This is a genomic window from Sanguibacter sp. Z1732 (assembly GCF_051020515.1).
Lineage (GTDB): Bacteria > Actinomycetota > Actinomycetes > Actinomycetales > Beutenbergiaceae > CALKWS01.
Window position 1 is genome coordinate 2146408 of the sequence record NZ_CP194857.1, and the last position, 16387, is coordinate 2162794.

Consider the following 16387-nt stretch of genomic DNA (forward strand, 5'->3'; position numbering starts at 1 on the left):
CGGATCCGGTTCGGCAGGCGCCGTGCGGTCTGGACCAGTAGCAGCAGTGGATCGTCAGCGCCCTGCTGCAGCGCGGTCCGGGCGATCAGGAGGAGATTCCGCAGGACTTGGAGCGGTCGGGTGCGCGTGGGGGAGGTAGGCACTACGGCGTGTAATCCGTGCCGTAAGTGCCCACGTACTCATCCATGGAGTCCGTGCGCAATGCCTCGCCCAGATCAGCGGTCTGCGGCCGGTTCACCACATTGACCGACTGGCCCTGCTCCGTACCGAAACCTGTGACCGGGGCCATCAGCGACACCACCGAGTCCGTATCGAAGTCCTCCAGTGCCGCGGCGAGTGTGAGGGTGTCCGCCACGGAGAAGTCACCGGTGACCTTGACGTTCTGATAGAGCATCTCTACCAACTCCGGGAACTCCTCGGGCTCCTCGGTCATCTTCTCCTGGATTCGCTCCAGCATGCCGACCAGGGCGGCCCGGCCGCGTTCGGTGCGGTCCAGATCGCCCAGCGGCATCCCCTGGCGCTGGCGGACGTAGATCAGCCCATCGGTGTTCTCCAGGCGGATGCGACCGGCCGGAAACTCCACGTACCGTCCGGTGCTCTCCACGGTGACCGAGGTGGCGTATTGATTCTCCACCTCGAAGTACTCCAACCACCGGGTGAGGTTAATGAAGGAATTCATGTTCGTCTGCACGGTGAAGTCGATGTCCAGGCCGCCGAGCAGGTCATCCAGGGTCGCGTGCATGGTGTCCAGCCCACCGCGCGGGTAAGCGGAGTTGAGTTTCCCGTTGCCGAAGCCGGGGATGTGCACCCACGAGTCCCGGCTGAAGGAGACCAGGTAGACGTTCTCCCGGTCCTCCGGGACGTGGGCCAGGATCATGGTGTCCGGGTTGCCGACCATGGCGTCGGGGTCCCGGTCGTCCGTGCCCAGCAACAGAATGTTGACCGGCCCCTCGGGCAGTGGGTCCTGGAGTTCGGGCTCCGGTTCCGGTTCAGGTTCAGGTTCGGGTTCCGGCTCCGGTTCGGGTTCGGGCTCCGGTTCCGGCTCAGGTTCGGGTGCAGCGCTGGTGGTCTCCTCCGGCTCGGGCTCCTCCGCGGATGAGCATGCCGTGAGGACCAGTGCCCAACTGAGCACGATCATCAGCAGCGCCAACCCCCGGCGCGGCCGGCGGTCAGTGCGGCGCAGTGTCACGGGTGCAGCCACGACGATCCCCCCTGGTTGGGTCCTGAGCGTAAAGGGTCATCGTACGCAGGCGCTGGTGCATGCATCGGTAACTACCTGTCTGCCCTACACCATCACGTGGGCAGGGTTGTGGCCGTAGAACTGCACATCCGCGTTGGCCAGCAACTCGGTATCGGTGGTGTTCCAGGTGTGCCGGTGGTCGCCAATTCCGGAGGTGGTGGCGCGGCGGTGCTGGATGAAGTTGAACCTGTCGGCCGAGTAGATCGTGGCGCCGGCCGCTGAGGCCGCGTCGAGGAACCCGGTGTCCTCCCCGCGGGGCACGGCAGGGAACGGGTGGGATAAGGCCAGGTCGCGGCGAGCCACGATCGTCGGACCGGCGACGAAGTCGGTGTAGCGGTGCTCGCGCTCGGGGAAGCGCAGCACGGTGGCGTCCGGGTCGGCGAGGTACATGAAGTGCGCTTGTTTGCCGACCACGTCGGCGCCGGCGTAGTCCATGGCATACACCTGGTCGGACAGGTACTGCGGCCCGTACAGATCGTCGTCGTCGACCTTCGCCACCACGTCCCCAGTGGCCGCCCGAGCCAGGATGTTCAAGCACTCACCCAGCGGTGTCTGGGCGTCTGCGCTGAGGAATTCCATTCGCTCGATGCCGTGCTCGTTGGCCTGGGCGCGGGTTTCGGTCTCGGGCAGGTCGAATCCGTGGGCGAGGAGCAGGAGTTCGTAGTCGACATCCTGCTGGGCTGCGATGGTGGTCAGGACGTGCTCGATCTGGGCGGGACGGTTGGTGGACACCAGAATCGAGACCGTGGGGCGGCGCTGCACGCTGTGCTCGGCGCCGATTCGGTCCAGGAGAGCGTCCACCCGGCGGGTGTAGGTGTGCTCGGACCAGATCCGCCGCTGGGCCCGGTGCACCATCCGGTCGCGCAGTTCACGGCTGCGGACCAGGGCGCGCAGGGTGTGTTCGGCCTCCTGGCGATCGTGCACCTGGGCGACCATGTCTGCGGTGAAGTAGTTCTCGATCGCGGGGCTGGGCGTAGAGACCACGGGGGTGCCGCTGGCGGTGATCTCGAAGATGCGCCGGGCGCACATGCTGGGGGAGTCCACGACGGAGTTGACGTTGAGGAACACCTTGTAGGCGCGGTTCGCCGAGAGCATCCGGTCATAACTCAGTGAGCCGACCACACGCTGATCCAGCGGTGGCGGGAACTGGTAGCGATCATCCGCGCCCAAGTACCGGGAGAAGATCTCCAGGCCGGTTTCCATCCTCGGGCTCACGGCCTCGGCGGCGCCCAGGAGAAGATCCATCTGCTCACGCCGCTCGGGGTAACGGTGGGCGAAGTACATGCCCGCGAAGGCGATGTCGCGGTGCTGGTGGCCACCTGAGGGACGCACCGGATTGTGGATCGACTGCTGGGCGGCGGCGAAGGGCAGCAGGCCGATGCGCTCGTGGCCCAGGTCGCGGCGGTAGTCATCAAGGCGGTTGGCGTCGGTGGTGAAGACGTGGTCGAAGAGCCGTGCCGAGTCCAGGAAGTCGGCGTAGTGGGCTGGGTCTTCCTTATTCCAGAACACCGTGGGGACCCCGTTGGCTTTGCACCACTCGACCAGTTCGACGAACTGCGGGCGGGGAGCGCTGGTTCCGGTGAGGTGGTACTGCCACGCGTCGGCATTGCCGTGCCAGGCCGACTCCACGAACAGCATCTCCACCGGGTGCTCGGTGAGCGTCTTCCGCCAGGAGGAGGGGGTGAGCTCGACCTGGTCCCACTCGTGGCTGAGGGCCAGGCGGGAGAAGTCATCGAGGATGACGGCGACCCGCATCTGCCTCCGCGGGGGCCGTTCCGGGAGCGGCCACGGGGGGAAGGTCAGGTGCCCATGGGCGTCACGCTGGCCCTCCAGCAGCGAGGGGGTGTGGCGGGTGGTGGTGCTGCGGTTCAGGTACTTGCGAAGTTGCCGGTGGCCCCCCGTGCGCAGATGCCACAGGGCGACGCGGGCTCGATGGAGCCTAGACAAGGCAGGAGGTTTCCGACGCTGGGTGATGGCCCTCGTGGGTGCCGGGAAGGCGGCGTGATGGCCGCGCTGCGAGATCGCCCTCCCGGGATGCTGCCTCCATGATGTGCCAGCATAGTCAACCGATGCAGGCGGGATTGTGCGGTTGCGGGTCATGCGCGTAGGGGTGGGCGTCGTACGCAACGGGGGTTTCGTGGTCGTCAGTCGACAAGTCCAGAGCGAGGCACTCTGAATTGTCGGTTGGTGTAGCGACCCAGCAGGGCGCGACCGTCCGTGTCGTTGAGCGGTATGTGCCGTTCTACTCTGGCAAGATTGGTGTAGCGCAACGCTGGATTAGGCCGCGATGTCAGACCTCGGCGCAATCATGTGGCGGACGCGTGTGGAGGAGCGACCATGGCACCGAAGACTGCAGTTCGAGTGATGACTGTCGAGGAGGCGAAGGAGTTGCGCGCTGATTTGGTGCGCCGTTTGCCGTTCTCCGAAGAGGAATTGCGCCATCGCGCGCAGCGGTTCGATCTTGATCCTCGGCAGTTGGCGGCCTATGACGAGATCGAAGACCTGGACTACCTACTCAAACACGCCGGATGAGCCAGCTCGCGGTTCAGGCTCGTCAGTTCGCTGATGAGTTGACCGCGACGATCGACGGAGTCGTGGTCGGTAATTCCCAGCCCTTCGACGCGTCTCTGGTAGCAGGTGGTGTGGGGGTGACTGTTCGACAAGAGCCTGGTACGGGCATCCCGTTGTCGGTAGACGGTGACACGACCATGTCCCTGCGAGTGCATTACCGTTGCGCTCTCGATTCATCCGAGAAGTTTCTTCGTGTTGAGAAGTCGACGTTCGCCCTCCATTACGGTGCTGAGGCCGACGGGCCACCGATATTTCGATACGACTACGACAGGGACATGCCGCATCCGCTCCCGCGAGCCCACCTCCAGGTTGATGAGGGCGCGACCTCCGATATCTCCGGGTTGTTCTCCTTGGCTGGATCCGGAACGTCTCGAGCGCGCCGGGTCCGGAAACGATGGGAGCGGGACGACTCGCACGGGCGACAAGGCGACCTGCACTTCCCACTTGGCGGGGATCGCTTCCGGCCGAGTGTGGAGGATGTGCTTGAGATTCTGGTGGACGCGTTCGGCGTGGATTGCGAACGGGGGTGGCGGTCGGTCCTCCGAAGAGGCCGCGTGCGTTGGCGCCGTATACAACTCATGGCAGCCATTCGAGACAATGCACAGGTGGCGGCGGAGGTGCTTGAATCTGAATTCGGCTATAAAGTGATTCCTCCCGCGGGCGGGCACCCGGCGTCGAAGGACGAGAACCTCCGTCGGCTCTGATCTGCCACCAACGAGCCAGTGGCCAGGCGCCCCCGGGTGCGGGCGGTACCAGACAGTTGTGCACATGCGCACGGGTGGGCGTCGGCCGCAATGGGGGTTCGTCGTCGGTCGTGAGGATCTGCGTGCGCGCGGAAGGTGGACGCGATGTCCGAGGCCAGTTTCATCACTCCAGCGACTAAGGCTCGGCGCGCACGTCAAGGGCCGCCCGTGCATCGTCGTCGGCGCGAGTGTCCTACTGCGGATGCACAGGAGGTGGGTGTGCCAAGGAACGGGGGATCGTCCCTCGTTGATGCCGTGCGGGAGAATGCGTGGCGATGACCCCTTCTGACCGATCGAGCACCGTGGTCTCCCTGCGCGCCCTGCTGCCCGGGGTCTATTTGCCCACGCTGTTGTTTGAGATCGGCGTGGGCGCGATGATGCCGATGATCGCGGTGTCCACCACCAGCCTGGGCGGGAGCCTGTCCACCGCGGCACTAATGGTGTCGCTGCTGGCGGTCGGCAAGATCCTGGCCGACGTGCCCGCCGGTGCACTGGCCGCGAAGGTGGGGGACCGGCCGGCGATGGTGGCGGCCTCGGGGTTGGCGGTGCTCGCCCTGGCCGGGCTCGCCCTGGCACCGAACCTGGTCACCTTGGCGATCGGGGTGCTGCTAGTGGGGGCGTGCGAGGCGGTGTACGGACTGGCCCGCCAGTCCTACCTGACCGCCGTGATCCACCCACTGCGCCGCGCCCGGGCGCTGTCCACCCTGGGCGGGGTGGCCCGGATCGGGTTGTTCCTGGGCCCGTTCGTGGGCGCCCTGGCGATGGCTGGGTCGCAGGAGCCATCCCGGTCCTACTGGGTGGGAGTGGTGACCTCCCTGGCCGCGGCCGCCGTCGTCGTCGGTGTTCGTGACCCGGCCAAGCACCTGGCGCACACCGCCGCTCCGAGGGGCGGACGCCCGGCGGTGCTGGCGGTGTTGCGCGAGCACCGGCGCGTCTTCGTCACCCTCGGGGTCGCAGTGCTCGGGGTGAGCGCAGTGCGCGGGGCGCGCAACACGGTGCTGCCGGTGTGGACCGAGTCCCTCGGTTTCGACCCCTCCACGACGTCGTTGGTGTTCGGGTTATCCGGGGCGATCGACATGCTGCTGTTCTACCCGGCGGGCAAGGTAATGGACCGGTTCGGGCGGCTGTGGGTGGCGATCCCCTCCATGGCAGTGATGGGCCTGGCGATGCTGCTGTTACCGCTCACCTCCACGCTGGTGGGGGTGTCGGTGGTGGCGATGGTGCTGGGGTTCGGCAATGGCATCGGCTCGGGGATCCTGATGACGCTCGGGGCCGATACCGCACCGCCGGGCCAGCGCGCCCAGTTCCTGGGGATCTGGCGGCTGTTCGCCGACACCGGCGGGGCAGCTGGCCCTTTGGTGGTGTCGGCAGGCGCGGCGCTCGGATCGCTGGCCGCCGGGATCGTGTCGATGGGGGTGCTCTCGGGCGCCGTGATTGCGGCCCTGGGGCGGTGGGTGCCGCGATGGTCGGTGCACGCCAATGCGCGGACGCGGCGGGAGGCGGGGGTGTGAGGGTCGTGTTGTTCGTGCGGACGCCTGCGATGTCGACTACGGGCTTGCGCGCCAGTCTCGCCCGCTTGCCTCACTGCGATGATCCCCCCGTTGCGGCGCCACGGCAGCGGTCGCGATTCAACAACAACATGCCAACCGTGGCTGTAGTTTAAGTTTAGGCACCCTGCTAAACTTAAACTTATGATCGATTCGCGCGACTCGATTCACTTCCAGCCGGGCACCGAACTTATCGTGGACCGCAACCGAACGGAGATGGCCGTAGAACGTTGCCTCGAGGCAATCCGTCATGGCAGTTTGCCGGATGCAGCCGAGCGACAACGAGTGGATGTCAAGGAAGAAGCGGGCCGGCGGGGTTCGGGCGGTGTGTTGCTGCCCGGAGAGCCAGAGAATGTTAAGGCTGCTGATCATCTCGCAGATGAAGTGGCAGCGATGGCGAACACTCCTGGCGGAGGAGCACTGATCATCGGAATCGAGAACAAGACCGGGGATCTTCTCGGTACTGAACTCGACGCGGAATGGCTTCGGCAGCAGATCTACCGTCGGGTCGACCTCGCTCCGGACGTCGTCGTGCGCTACGAGCAGGGAATCCGCCTCCTGGTCATCTATGTGCCGGAGGCGCGGGAGCCAGTCGAAGATACGAGCGATCGGCTCCGATGGCGCGTTGGGCCAGAGTCCGTTCCGATTGACCGAGGCCAATGGTGGCTCCACCGTCAAGGCCGATCCGGGTGGGACCAAATGGCTAGGCCAAGTTCGATGGCGATGGACAACGTGACGCAGGCAGCGCTCGCTGTGGCGCGCGAACATCTGGAGCGGCGAGAGGCCCAGGACGAAGCCAGTCTCGAATTGTCGGTGGCGGCACCAGCGGAGATGTTGCGCCGACTCGGGCTTCTCACCGTTGATGGTTTTCTCACAGAAGCGGGCGCGCTTTTGTTTTGCCCCGCTCCACGGGCTTGGCTGAACTGGTCACGCCTCGATGTGGAAGGCGGTGACGTCCTCGCCCGGGAGGAGAGTTTCCAGGGGATGAGCCTGCTGGAACAAATCGCACGCGTTGAGGCGCTGTTGGATGCGGCGAATGATCGTGTCACCCTCGAAGGCCGATTCGCCGAGGGCGTAGTGCGGCTCGTACCGAGCAGGTCCGCCAGAGAAGCGATCCTCAATGGCATCGTCCACCGAGATTGGAATCAGCATGCTGCCACCACTGTCACCTGGGTCGAGGAGGACAGGTCGCTGACGGTTGTATCGCCAGGAGGTTTTGTCGGGGGCGTCACCAGTGACAACCTACTCACACAACGATTCAGCCGATCCCCTGCGTTGGCAGACGCTGCCCTAGCGCTCGGATTGGTGGACAAGCAAGGGATCGGGGTGGACCGGATGTACCGCGAAATGGTCACTCTTGGACACCAGCCGCCCTTCATCGCCGAGGAGCCGGGGCCCCGCGTCCGCACTCGGCTCGTGGGTGGGACACCTGTCATCCCGATCATGCGACTTACGAAGCGCCTTCAGCCTGCCGCCAGGCAACGTGACGTACAGGTTGCCCTCATCGTTCACACGCTCCTGTACACCCCATTCGTCGATGCAGCGCACATTGCAGCAGTTCTGCAACGAACGCCGCCTGAGGCAGTCGAGGCACTCGAAATTACCGCGCGCTGCGTGCTTGAGGCTCAGCCGGTCATTGAGCCTCACAAGGACGTCTGGGTGTTGTCGCGCGCGGCTCGGAAGGCAGTCCTGGGCAACCGAAACGACACCGTGGACCTCAAGCGCCGAGGGGTGCTTTGGTATGTGGCGCCGACCGCCGACGAGGCAAGACGAGTGGTCCAGGAATGGGGCGACCGCCACGACCGCATCACCTCAGGCGATTTTGCGGTGCTGAGCGGCCTGACGCAGCAGGGCGCGCTAGGGGTGCTCGAGCGTCTAGAGGGCGACGTCCTCACTCGCGGCGACGGCGCTGGAAGGAGCGCACACTTCGTGTTTGCTTAACAGTTTTCGCCAGATCAGCAACAAGATCGCCACCTCCAACTTCTCTTTCAGATTAGGGGCCCACCGTAAATTTAAACTCTCAAGGAGTTGTCACGATCCGTCGTCATTGACTGGATCTGCTCTGACGGGCGGAGCGGTCGGGCAGGACCGTGACGTGCACGCACACCCTGGTCGGGCACCGAACCGAGCCGTTGGACTCTTAAGGTGAGCGCCGCCGTCGTCCGCCTTTGACTGTAGGAAGGAGTACCCCGAGCGGTAGGGAACAATGCGGCGTAGATAGACGCCCACGACCCCACGCCCCGAGCGCCGCAGTCTCGCTGCGGGCGTTGCTGGCAGGGGTGTATCTGCCCACGCTGCTGTTCGAGATCGCCGTGGGGGCGATGATGCCGATGATCGCGGTGTCCACCACTGCCCTGGGCGGGAGCTGCGACGGCGGCGGTGATGGTGGCGTTGTTGGCGGTGGGCAAGGTCCTAACCGATGTGCCGGTTGGGGCGCTGGCGGCGAAGGTGGGGGACGGGCCGGCGATGGTGGCGGCCTCGTGGATGGCAGAATCCGTCATTGCTGTGTAGGACGAATCGTTCAAGGTTGGTGCCGTTTTCGACCAGAGAGGACGGTCTGGGAGGACTTCGACCGCGTCTACGAGGGGGGCCACCTCGAACCGGACCTGATTGGGTCCTTTATGTTCGTGAACTCGCCCTCGACTACGGCACGCACAATCCGGCCTGGCACCGCACGGAGAACCGTCCCGGGTTCTCGGGCGCGGTGATCGCGGCGCTGGGGCGGTGGGTGCCGCGGTGGTCGGTGCATGCCAATGCGCGGACGCGGCGGGAGGCGGGGGTGGAGTGATGAGCGTCGCAGACGCGTCGGTTCAACCTGGGCGCGACGAGCGCTTCCTGGGCCTGTGGATACCTCGCATGTCGAACTTATTCGGCTCTTCCGGTTTGAGGGTGCGTTGAGGGGCTGATCGAGTGTGGCGTGGTGGGCCGTGAGCGGGTGGGCCTTGGGTGAGGATTGGAGGTGCTAACCAGTCCGATCCGAACACCCAAGGCCCGCGATGAAATCTCTACCTGCTCTGCCGCTGTTTCTGGTTGCCCTGTTGCTGATGTCATCTGTCGCACCGCGGAGTTGGACCTGATGATCACCGGGGCCAGCATCGACGCCGCAGACGTCACCATCATCCAGGCCCGACCGCGCCAGGGGTTGCCGTTCTGCCCGTCCTGCGGGGCCGAAGGGGTCCTGCGGGATCACGTGGTGCGGGTGCTGACCGACGTACCGGTGGCCGGCCATCCCACCAGGTTGCACGTGCGCCTGCCTCGCTATCGGTGCACCGGGACCCAGTGCCCGCAGCGGATCTTCCAGCAACGGCTGGACTGCGCCGCGGTGGGGGCCAAGACCACCAACCGGTGCACCCGGTGGATCCTGCAGCGCTTGGCGATCGACAAGATGAGCATCAGCGCCGTGGCCCGGGCCCTGGGACTGGGATGGGACCTGGTCAATAACCTCGCGGTCGATGCCGCCCGCACCCTGGTCTATGACGACCCGACCCACCTGGAAGGGGTGCGGATCTTGGGGGTCGATGAGCACAAGTGGAAACACGTGCGCGGCGGCGGTGAGGACTCGTATGTCACGATCCTGGTAGATCTGACCCCCACGATCGAGGGCACCGGGCCGGCGCGGCTGCTGGATGTGCAAGCAGGCCGTTCGGCGAAGGTACTCACCGACTGGTTGGCCGAGCACACCCAGGAGTTCCGCGACCGCATCGAGGTGGTCACCATGGATGGCTTCACCGGCTATCACAGCGCCACCAAAGAAGCACTGCCGCAGGCCACACCGGTGATGGACCCCTTCCACACGGTGCAAGTGCGCCGCGAGGCGCTGTGTGTTCGGGGGTGGGTGAGAGGCCCACCCCGCTGGTCTATCGCAGTAGATCGGTGAAGTTGAGGGCAGCCTGATCCCGGAGGTGCGGGGGAGGGTGGGAAGCAGCCCTGACAAAGCCGGGGCGTGTCAGTACTGCCAGATGGCAGCGTGCCCGGCAAGCAAGGCAGAGAGGTGTAACGAGAGTAACGAGATGTGAACCAGTGGTTGAACCCGCTTAAGGGTGGAACCGGCTCGAACCTGGCGGATCTGGGCCGGGCAACAGTGCGCGCTGGTCAGGATGTACGTGGTCAGCGACTCCGAAGCCGACTAGTGACGTCGGCGGGGAGGCCGTCACCGCAGTGCTGCGGGTTCGGTGGCGGCGAGGCTGTAGCGGCAGAGCTGGGCGCCGATCCTGCCAACCGACACGCAGTGAACGCGGGAACCATCCCGAAGTCGCCCCTCCCGGCCAGCAGTCTGCTGGTCGGCGGGCAGGTTCACCGTCAACTGACGGCTCCGGGATGGGGCGGAGGGTCCGTAGTAGTCCGAGGGCGGGAAAGCCGTCCACATGGCGAAGGGACCCAGCGAGTATGCAGTCGATGCGATGGAATGCCGGGAGGTCGCTGGTGAATATCGGCGAGCCGTGGCTCGACCTCGATGAGGCTCGGGTGCGGGTACTGGGTATCCAGACCAAACTGCACCAATGGTCAGCCGATGATGGTGATCGTCGGTTCGATGACCTGTTCAACCTTGTCACCGATCCCGCGTTCCTGACGGTTGCGTGGGATCGGGTGAGAGGGAATCGAGGGGCACGATCTGCCGGGGTCGATGGCGTGGTTCCACGTTCCATCGACTTTGGGGACGCGATGCTGCATCGGCTGCGAGATGATCTCAAGGCCCGCAGTTTCGAACCGCTCCCGGTCAAGGAACGGATGATTCCGAAGACGCCGGGCAAGTACCGTCGTCTGGGCATCCCTGCTGTGCGGGACCGGATCGTGCAAGCCAGCCTGAAGTTGGTCCTCGAACCCATCTTCGAGGCGGACTTTCACCCGTGCAGTTACGGGTTTCGTCCGCGTCGTCGACCTCATGACGCGATCGCTGAGATTCACATGCTGGCATCCAACCGTTACCAGTGGGTGCTCGAAGGTGACATCGAAGCGTGCTTCGATGAGATCTCCCACCCGGCTCTGATGGACCGGATCAGGGAGCGGATCGGAGACAAACGTGTCTTGGCGTTGATCAAGGCGTTCTTATGCGCTGGCATCCTCGACGAGGACGGCGTCACCAGGGACACCAAGATGGGCACACCCCAAGGCGGCATCTTGTCGCCGCTGCTGGCCAACATCGCATTGTCAGTCCTTGACGATCACTTCGCCGAAGCCTGGCAGCGCGATATGGCCACCCGACCCCAGCGGGCGACCCGCCGCAGACACGGAAATGCCACGTATCGCCTGGTGCGCTACGCGGACGACTTCGTGGTCATGGTGGCGGGCTCCGAGGCTCACGCCGAGGAACTGCGGGGCGAGGTTGCAGCAGTGCTGGCTCCGATGGGTCTGCGCCTCTCGGAGCACAAGACGCTGACCGCTCACATCGACGAGGGGTTTGAGTTCCTGGGGTTCCGCATCCAGCGGCAACGCCAACAGGGCTCGAACAAGCGATATGTCTACACCTGGCCCTCCAAGAAGTCGCTGACTTCGATCCGGGCGAAGGTCAAGGCGATCACCAGAATGGGCACGAACCAGCCCCTGTCCGAGTTGCTTCGCCGCATCAACCAGGTGCTGCGGGGCTGGACCGGCTACTTCCGGCACGGCGTTTCGAGCCGGACCTTTGCTCACCTGCACCAGTACACCTGGGAACGGATCGTGCACTGGCTCCGACGCAAACACAAACGTGCCACCTGGCAGTGGCTGAAACGGCATTACCTGGCCAACAACTGGTGGCCAGAGCACGACGGCGTCTCACTGTTCAACTGCGGGACAGTGCCGATCACCCGTTACCGCTACCGCGGAACGAAGATCCCGACGCCGTGGGAGCCGACCATCATCATCACCTGACCTGGGCATGTGCTCGTGGAGAGCCGGATGCGGTGGAAGTCGCACGTCCGGTTCGGGAGACGGGCCGGAGAAACCCACCAGCGGAAACGTTGGCAGGGCGCTCCGGCCCGATCTCACCTGGCTGGGGAGAAACTCACCGTCTGTCGTCAGCGCCTGCAGCAGCAGATCCACGGCCACCGGGGCCGCAAGGAGAACCTGCTCTACCGCGGCCGGCGAACACTGCTGACCCGGCAGTCGCTACTGACCGATGAGCAGATCGCCCGACTGCAGCGGCTGTTCGCCGAACACGAGGACCACGCGGCCTTGGAGGTCTCCTGGCACATCTACCAGGACATCATCAGCGCCTACCAACACCCAGATCCGGCCGCCGGCAAGAAGCGCATGCAGGCCCTCATCACCAGGCTCCGGCGCGGGCTACCCGAGGGGCTGGAGGAACTCGCTCAACTCGGCCGCACGCTCTGGCGCAAACGAGACCAGATCCTGGCGTTCTTCGACCGTGGCGGAGCCTCCAACGGCCCCGTCGAAGCGATCAACGGGGCTCTTCCGGTTTGAGGGTGCGTTGAGGGGCTGATCAGGCGGCGTGGTGGGCCTGGGAGCAGGTGGGCCTTGGGTGAGGATTGGAGGTGCTAACCAGTCCGATCCAAACACCCAAGGCCCGCGATGAAATCTACCTGCTCTGCCGCTGTTTCTGGTTGCCCTGTTGCTGATGTCATCTGTCGCACCGCGGAGTTGGACCTGATGATCACCGGGGCCAGCATCGACGCCGCAGACGTCACCATCATCCAGGCCCGACCGCGCCAGGGGTTGCCGTTCTGCCCGTCCTGCGGGGCCGAAGGGGTCCTGCGGGATCACGTGGTGCGGGTGCTGACCGACGTACCGGTGGCCGGCCATCCCACCAGGTTGCACGTGCGCCTGCCTCGCTATCGGTGCACCGGGACCCAGTGCCCGCAGCGGATCTTCCAGCAACGGCTGGACTGCGCCGCGGTGGGGGCCAAGACCACCAACCGGTGCACCCGGTGGATCCTGCAGCGCTTGGCGATCGACAAGATGAGCATCAGCGCCGTGGCCCGGGCCCTGGGACTGGGATGGGACCTGGTCAATAACCTCGCGGTCGATGCCGCCCGCACCCTGGTCTATGACGACCCGACCCACCTGGAAGGGGTGCGGATCTTGGGGGTCGATGAGCACAAGTGGAAACACGTGCGCGGCGGCGGTGAGGACTCGTATGTCACGATCCTGGTAGATCTGACCCCCACGATCGAGGGCACCGGGCCGGCGCGGCTGCTGGATGTGCAAGCAGGCCGTTCGGCGAAGGTACTCACCGACTGGTTGGCCGAGCGCACCCAGGAGTTCCGCGACCGCATCGAGGTGGTCACCATGGATGGCTTCACCGGCTATCACAGCGCCACCAAAGAAGCACTGCCGCAGGCCACACCGGTGATGGACCCCTTCCACACGGTGCAACTGGCTGGGGAGAAACTCACCGTCTGTCGTCAGCGCCTGCAGCAGCAGATCCACGGCCACCGGGGCCGCAAGGAGAACCTGCTCTACCGCGGCCGGCGAACACTGCTGACCCGGCAGTCGCTACTGACCGATGAGCAGATCGCCCGACTGCAGCGGCTGTTCGCCGAACACGAGGACCACGCGGCCTTGGAGGTCTCCTGGCACATCTACCAGGACATCATCAGCGCCTACCAACACCCAGATCCGGCCGCCGGCAAGAAGCGCATGCAGGCCCTCATCACCAGGCTCCGGCGCGGGCTACCCGAGGGGCTGGAGGAACTCGCTCAACTCGGCCGCACGCTCTGGCGCAAACGAGACCAGATCCTGGCGTTCTTCGACCGTGGCGGAGCCTCCAACGGCCCCGTCGAAGCGATCAACGGACGCCTCGAAGCCCTACGCGGCATCGCCCTAGGGTTCCGCAACTTCGACCACTACGTCCTGCGCTGCCTACTGCACTCCGGCCAACTGGCGACCCGGATCAATGCACTCTAAAACCGGAAGAGCCATCAACGGACGCCTCGAAGCCCTACGCGGCATCGCCCTAGGGTTCCGCAACTTCGACCACTACGTCCTGCGCTGCCTACTGCACTCCGGCCAACTGGCGACCCGGATCAATGCACTCTAAAACCGGAAGAGCCACTTATTCAGTAGGCCCGATCCACTTGTAGTAGAACCCGCGCCCCCGGCCCGTTGTGCTTGAGGGAGCGAGCACATCTTCGGTTGCTAGGCGTTTGAGGACTCCGCCCACGTTGCTGGGACTGGCACCGACGAGGGAACCCAGTTCAGTACTACTGATCCGTCCACGCGCTTGCGCATAGGAACGGGCGATCTCGGGCCGGGTGGGGAGACCTCGAATATGACCGGCTGTCCGATCATGCGCTGCCAGAGACTCTGCGGCGGCTGGATGCAGTCTCCACACCGCTTCAGTGCCTTCTGGTGTTCCCTTGGCGATGATCAGGAGCGGTCGTCCGTCAATGTTTGCCTGCGAGAGTTTGGAGATGGCGCCGCGTGCTTCTTCGAGTGTCAATTGGATCAGTGGAGCGGCTTGAATCGCGTCGACCCAACCAACGGTTACCAGCCGGCGCAGGAGCAGGAGAGAGTAGACATCCATCGATTCGTTCTTCGGTTCGATCGAACCGAGCCACGCGATCCAGGGTTGGTCCAGCGAGTCACCGACCAGTGAGGCTCGTATGAACGGTCCGCTAATTTCACGGATATCGGGTGGCTGGTGCCCGGCTCTCACCATCTCGCGCACCATTCGGTCTACGCCGATGCCCTCTCGTTCGGCGACCTTCAAGTCGGCCAAGAGTTGGGTAAGAGCAGCGTTTCGCGACTGCGACGGGTGAGTGATGATATTGGATGAGTTGACACCCCCGAAGAAGCCACCTGGGCTCGTGACTCGTAGTGTGCGCCCGATGTGCTCCACGATGGTGGGGGCCGAGGACCCCCATTCCCGGTGCGCGACGCCGTTGACGATAGCTTCACGGGCAGCCAGTTCTGGGATCTCTCGGATCTGCCGTATCACCAGGCCGGCTTGAACGTGCCGGGTTGCGTTGTGGGCATCAGTCGCCAAGAACACTTCAGAGAGTTCTTCGAGTAGAGAGCGACCGCTGCGGTTCACGCGTGTGGCGCTGTCGCCACCGGCATACTCGCGACGGACGTAGTCGAGTCGGGCTAGGGCTCTGCCGACCGACGAAGACCAGGACGCCAGCATTGGTAAGCATGCCCTCGCCGGTAACTGCGTTAAGTCGACGCAAGAGTTGACTATCAGTACTACCCGCAACCTGCTCGGCTTCGCTCTCGCCACTGTCGTGCAGGAACTCCCGGGCTAGGTCCAGCGCTTGTGGCCGGGCCGCAGACGCAGGTGTGGTTGATGTGTCTCCGGACCAGTCATAGTTGAGAGTCCGCATGCGACGTGCGTGCCACGTGGCGGCATCAACTTCGACACAATTGTCATTCACTCGCCAATGGATCCGACCACTGATGCGAACCGGTTCGACGGCCGGCGGTGAGATGATGACGAGCAGCCGCTTGCCTTGGACTTCACTCTCGGCGATGTCCACTGTGAGCAGCCGTCCGGTGATCTCATAGATGCGATGCCTGAGCCACTCTGCATCCGTTGCAGCGCCCAGCACGGTGCCGTCGTTGCCTACGCCGACGATGAGCGCACCTCCGCCAGGCGTATTTGCCATGCATGCTGCCTCAGCGGCCAATTGCTGCGCCACTGCCGCGCTTCGTTCCTCGCCCGGGCCGACCTGTCCCGAACGGTCGCGGCGCCCGGTCTCTTCCTTTAGATCCACATGCTTGCGTTCACGTTCCTGGTCGACGGTCTCCCCAGCCGCGATGCGGGCCAGGATGTCGGACACTTCTGCGCGGACCGGGTCCTCACCGAAAGTTATGGCCATGGACCCATCATGGCAGAAGGTCATAATTAACTCACGCCAAAAGTTATGACGAAGTAGCGATGATGCGATAACTCACAACTTTGCTACGGCCCCCGAGGCGCCTCGCACGCGAATGATACTTTTCTTGCCAGTTTGCGGCACCGTGGTGTTTTGCCTTCCAGGTCCGGCCCAGGGATCGACGCGGGCTCCGCGGTCCGGGCGACAGGTGCGCGGTATGCGGTGTCAAGGGCCCTCGCCACGGGTGCTGGGTTCTGGCGGTTGTCGCCGACACCGGGGGGCGGCCGGCCCGTTGGTGGTCTCAGCCGGCGCGGCGCTCGGATCGCTGGCCGCCGGGATCGTGTCGATGGGGGTGCTCTCGGGCGCCGTGATCGCGGCGCTGGGGCGGTGGGTGCCGCGGTGGTCGGTGCACGCCAATGCGCGGACGCGGCGGGAGGCGGGGGTGGAGTGATGAGTGCCGTCGGACTGCCCGCAATCGCCGTCCTGCTCGCGGGCATCAGCCGGTCGCGGACGGGGGCTTGTGAACCGAGT

14 protein-coding genes are annotated in these 16387 nt (G+C 64.9%); 10 read left to right on the plus strand and 4 right to left on the minus strand.

Going from position 1 to position 16387, the window contains the following annotated elements:
* Window positions 1–142: 142 nt before the first annotated feature.
* A complete protein-coding gene (locus tag ACRRRO_RS11355) occupies window positions 143–1201 on the minus strand; it encodes an LCP family protein (protein WP_424798304.1) in 1059 nt (352 codons plus the stop codon).
* A gap of 84 nt (window positions 1202–1285) precedes the next feature.
* Window positions 1286–3187, minus strand: a complete 1902-nt coding sequence (locus ACRRRO_RS11360; protein ID WP_434080279.1) for a CgeB family protein — start codon at window positions 3185–3187, stop codon at window positions 1286–1288.
* A 390-nt stretch (window positions 3188–3577) separates the two neighbouring features.
* Here ACRRRO_RS11360 and ACRRRO_RS11365 point away from each other — a divergent pair, with 390 nt between their 5' ends.
* The 9 genes from ACRRRO_RS11365 (at window position 3578) to ACRRRO_RS11405 (ending at window position 13946) form a co-directional block, all read left to right on the plus strand.
* Window positions 3578–3772 (plus strand): hypothetical protein, encoded by a 195-nt coding sequence (locus ACRRRO_RS11365; RefSeq protein WP_424787324.1) that lies wholly within the window; start codon window positions 3578–3580, stop codon window positions 3770–3772.
* Window positions 3769–4515, plus strand: coding sequence for a hypothetical protein (locus ACRRRO_RS11370; protein ID WP_424798302.1), 747 nt, complete (start codon window positions 3769–3771; stop codon window positions 4513–4515). The genes ACRRRO_RS11365 and ACRRRO_RS11370 overlap by 4 nt, the downstream gene beginning before the upstream one ends.
* Before the next feature lie 314 nt (window positions 4516–4829).
* Entirely contained in the window at window positions 4830–6065 is a 1236-nt protein-coding gene (locus ACRRRO_RS11375; protein WP_424798301.1) for an MFS transporter, read from the plus strand.
* Between the two features lie 180 nt (window positions 6066–6245).
* A complete protein-coding gene (locus ACRRRO_RS11380) occupies window positions 6246–8042 on the plus strand; it encodes a DUF5635 domain-containing protein (RefSeq protein WP_424798300.1) in 1797 nt (598 codons plus the stop codon).
* Between the two features lie 441 nt (window positions 8043–8483).
* Window positions 8484–8612, plus strand: coding sequence for a hypothetical protein (locus ACRRRO_RS11385; RefSeq protein ID WP_434080280.1), 129 nt, complete (start codon window positions 8484–8486; stop codon window positions 8610–8612).
* 565 nt (window positions 8613–9177) lie between these two features.
* Complete coding sequence (locus ACRRRO_RS11390) at window positions 9178–9978, plus strand: ISL3 family transposase (RefSeq protein WP_434081581.1); 801 nt, start codon at window positions 9178–9180, stop codon at window positions 9976–9978.
* Between the two features lie 518 nt (window positions 9979–10496).
* The gene (gene ltrA, locus ACRRRO_RS11395) at window positions 10497–11951 is read left to right on the plus strand and encodes a group II intron reverse transcriptase/maturase (protein ID WP_424798346.1); all 1455 of its coding nucleotides are present in this window, start codon (window positions 10497–10499) and stop codon (window positions 11949–11951) included.
* A 27-nt stretch (window positions 11952–11978) separates the two neighbouring features.
* On the plus strand, window positions 11979–12503 hold the full coding sequence (locus tag ACRRRO_RS11400) for an ISL3 family transposase (protein ID WP_434080281.1): 525 nt from the start codon (window positions 11979–11981) through the stop codon (window positions 12501–12503).
* Between the two features lie 108 nt (window positions 12504–12611).
* Window positions 12612–13946 (plus strand): ISL3 family transposase, encoded by a 1335-nt coding sequence (locus ACRRRO_RS11405; protein ID WP_434080282.1) that lies wholly within the window; start codon window positions 12612–12614, stop codon window positions 13944–13946.
* A gap of 148 nt (window positions 13947–14094) precedes the next feature.
* Here the strand turns inward: ACRRRO_RS11405 and ACRRRO_RS11410 are convergent, their stop codons facing one another.
* A complete protein-coding gene (locus ACRRRO_RS11410) occupies window positions 14095–15075 on the minus strand; it encodes an ATP-binding protein (protein ID WP_434080283.1) in 981 nt (326 codons plus the stop codon).
* The gene (locus ACRRRO_RS11415; RefSeq protein WP_434080284.1) at window positions 15035–15859 is read right to left on the minus strand and encodes an AlbA family DNA-binding domain-containing protein; all 825 of its coding nucleotides are present in this window, start codon (window positions 15857–15859) and stop codon (window positions 15035–15037) included. Before ACRRRO_RS11415 ends, ACRRRO_RS11410 begins: the two co-directional genes overlap by 41 nt.
* Before the next feature lie 289 nt (window positions 15860–16148).
* On the opposite strand from ACRRRO_RS11415, the gene ACRRRO_RS11420 reads away from it, so the two are divergent.
* Window positions 16149–16307 (plus strand): hypothetical protein, encoded by a 159-nt coding sequence (locus ACRRRO_RS11420; protein ID WP_424798324.1) that lies wholly within the window; start codon window positions 16149–16151, stop codon window positions 16305–16307.
* The last annotated feature ends 80 nt before the right edge of the window (window positions 16308–16387 follow it).

Bases quoted from the DNA above. Each gene is read 5' to 3' on its own strand.
- ACRRRO_RS11365 (WP_424787324.1), top strand. From the start codon at position 3,578: ATGGCACCGAAGACTGCAGTTCGAGTGATGACTGTCGAGGAGGCGAAG.
- ACRRRO_RS11370 (WP_424798302.1), top strand. From the start codon at position 3,769: ATGAGCCAGCTCGCGGTTCAGGCTCGTCAGTTCGCTGATGAGTTGACC.
- ACRRRO_RS11375 (WP_424798301.1), top strand. From the start codon at position 4,830: ATGACCCCTTCTGACCGATCGAGCACCGTGGTCTCCCTGCGCGCCCTG.
- ACRRRO_RS11380 (WP_424798300.1), top strand. From the start codon at position 6,246: ATGATCGATTCGCGCGACTCGATTCACTTCCAGCCGGGCACCGAACTT.
- ACRRRO_RS11385 (WP_434080280.1), top strand. From the start codon at position 8,484: ATGGTGGCGTTGTTGGCGGTGGGCAAGGTCCTAACCGATGTGCCGGTT.
- ACRRRO_RS11390 (WP_434081581.1), top strand. From the start codon at position 9,178: ATGATCACCGGGGCCAGCATCGACGCCGCAGACGTCACCATCATCCAG.
- ltrA (WP_424798346.1), top strand. From the start codon at position 10,497: ATGCGATGGAATGCCGGGAGGTCGCTGGTGAATATCGGCGAGCCGTGG.
- ACRRRO_RS11400 (WP_434080281.1), top strand. From the start codon at position 11,979: ATGCGGTGGAAGTCGCACGTCCGGTTCGGGAGACGGGCCGGAGAAACC.
- ACRRRO_RS11405 (WP_434080282.1), top strand. From the start codon at position 12,612: ATGAAATCTACCTGCTCTGCCGCTGTTTCTGGTTGCCCTGTTGCTGAT.
- ACRRRO_RS11415 (WP_434080284.1), bottom strand. From the start codon at position 15,859: ATGGCCATAACTTTCGGTGAGGACCCGGTCCGCGCAGAAGTGTCCGAC.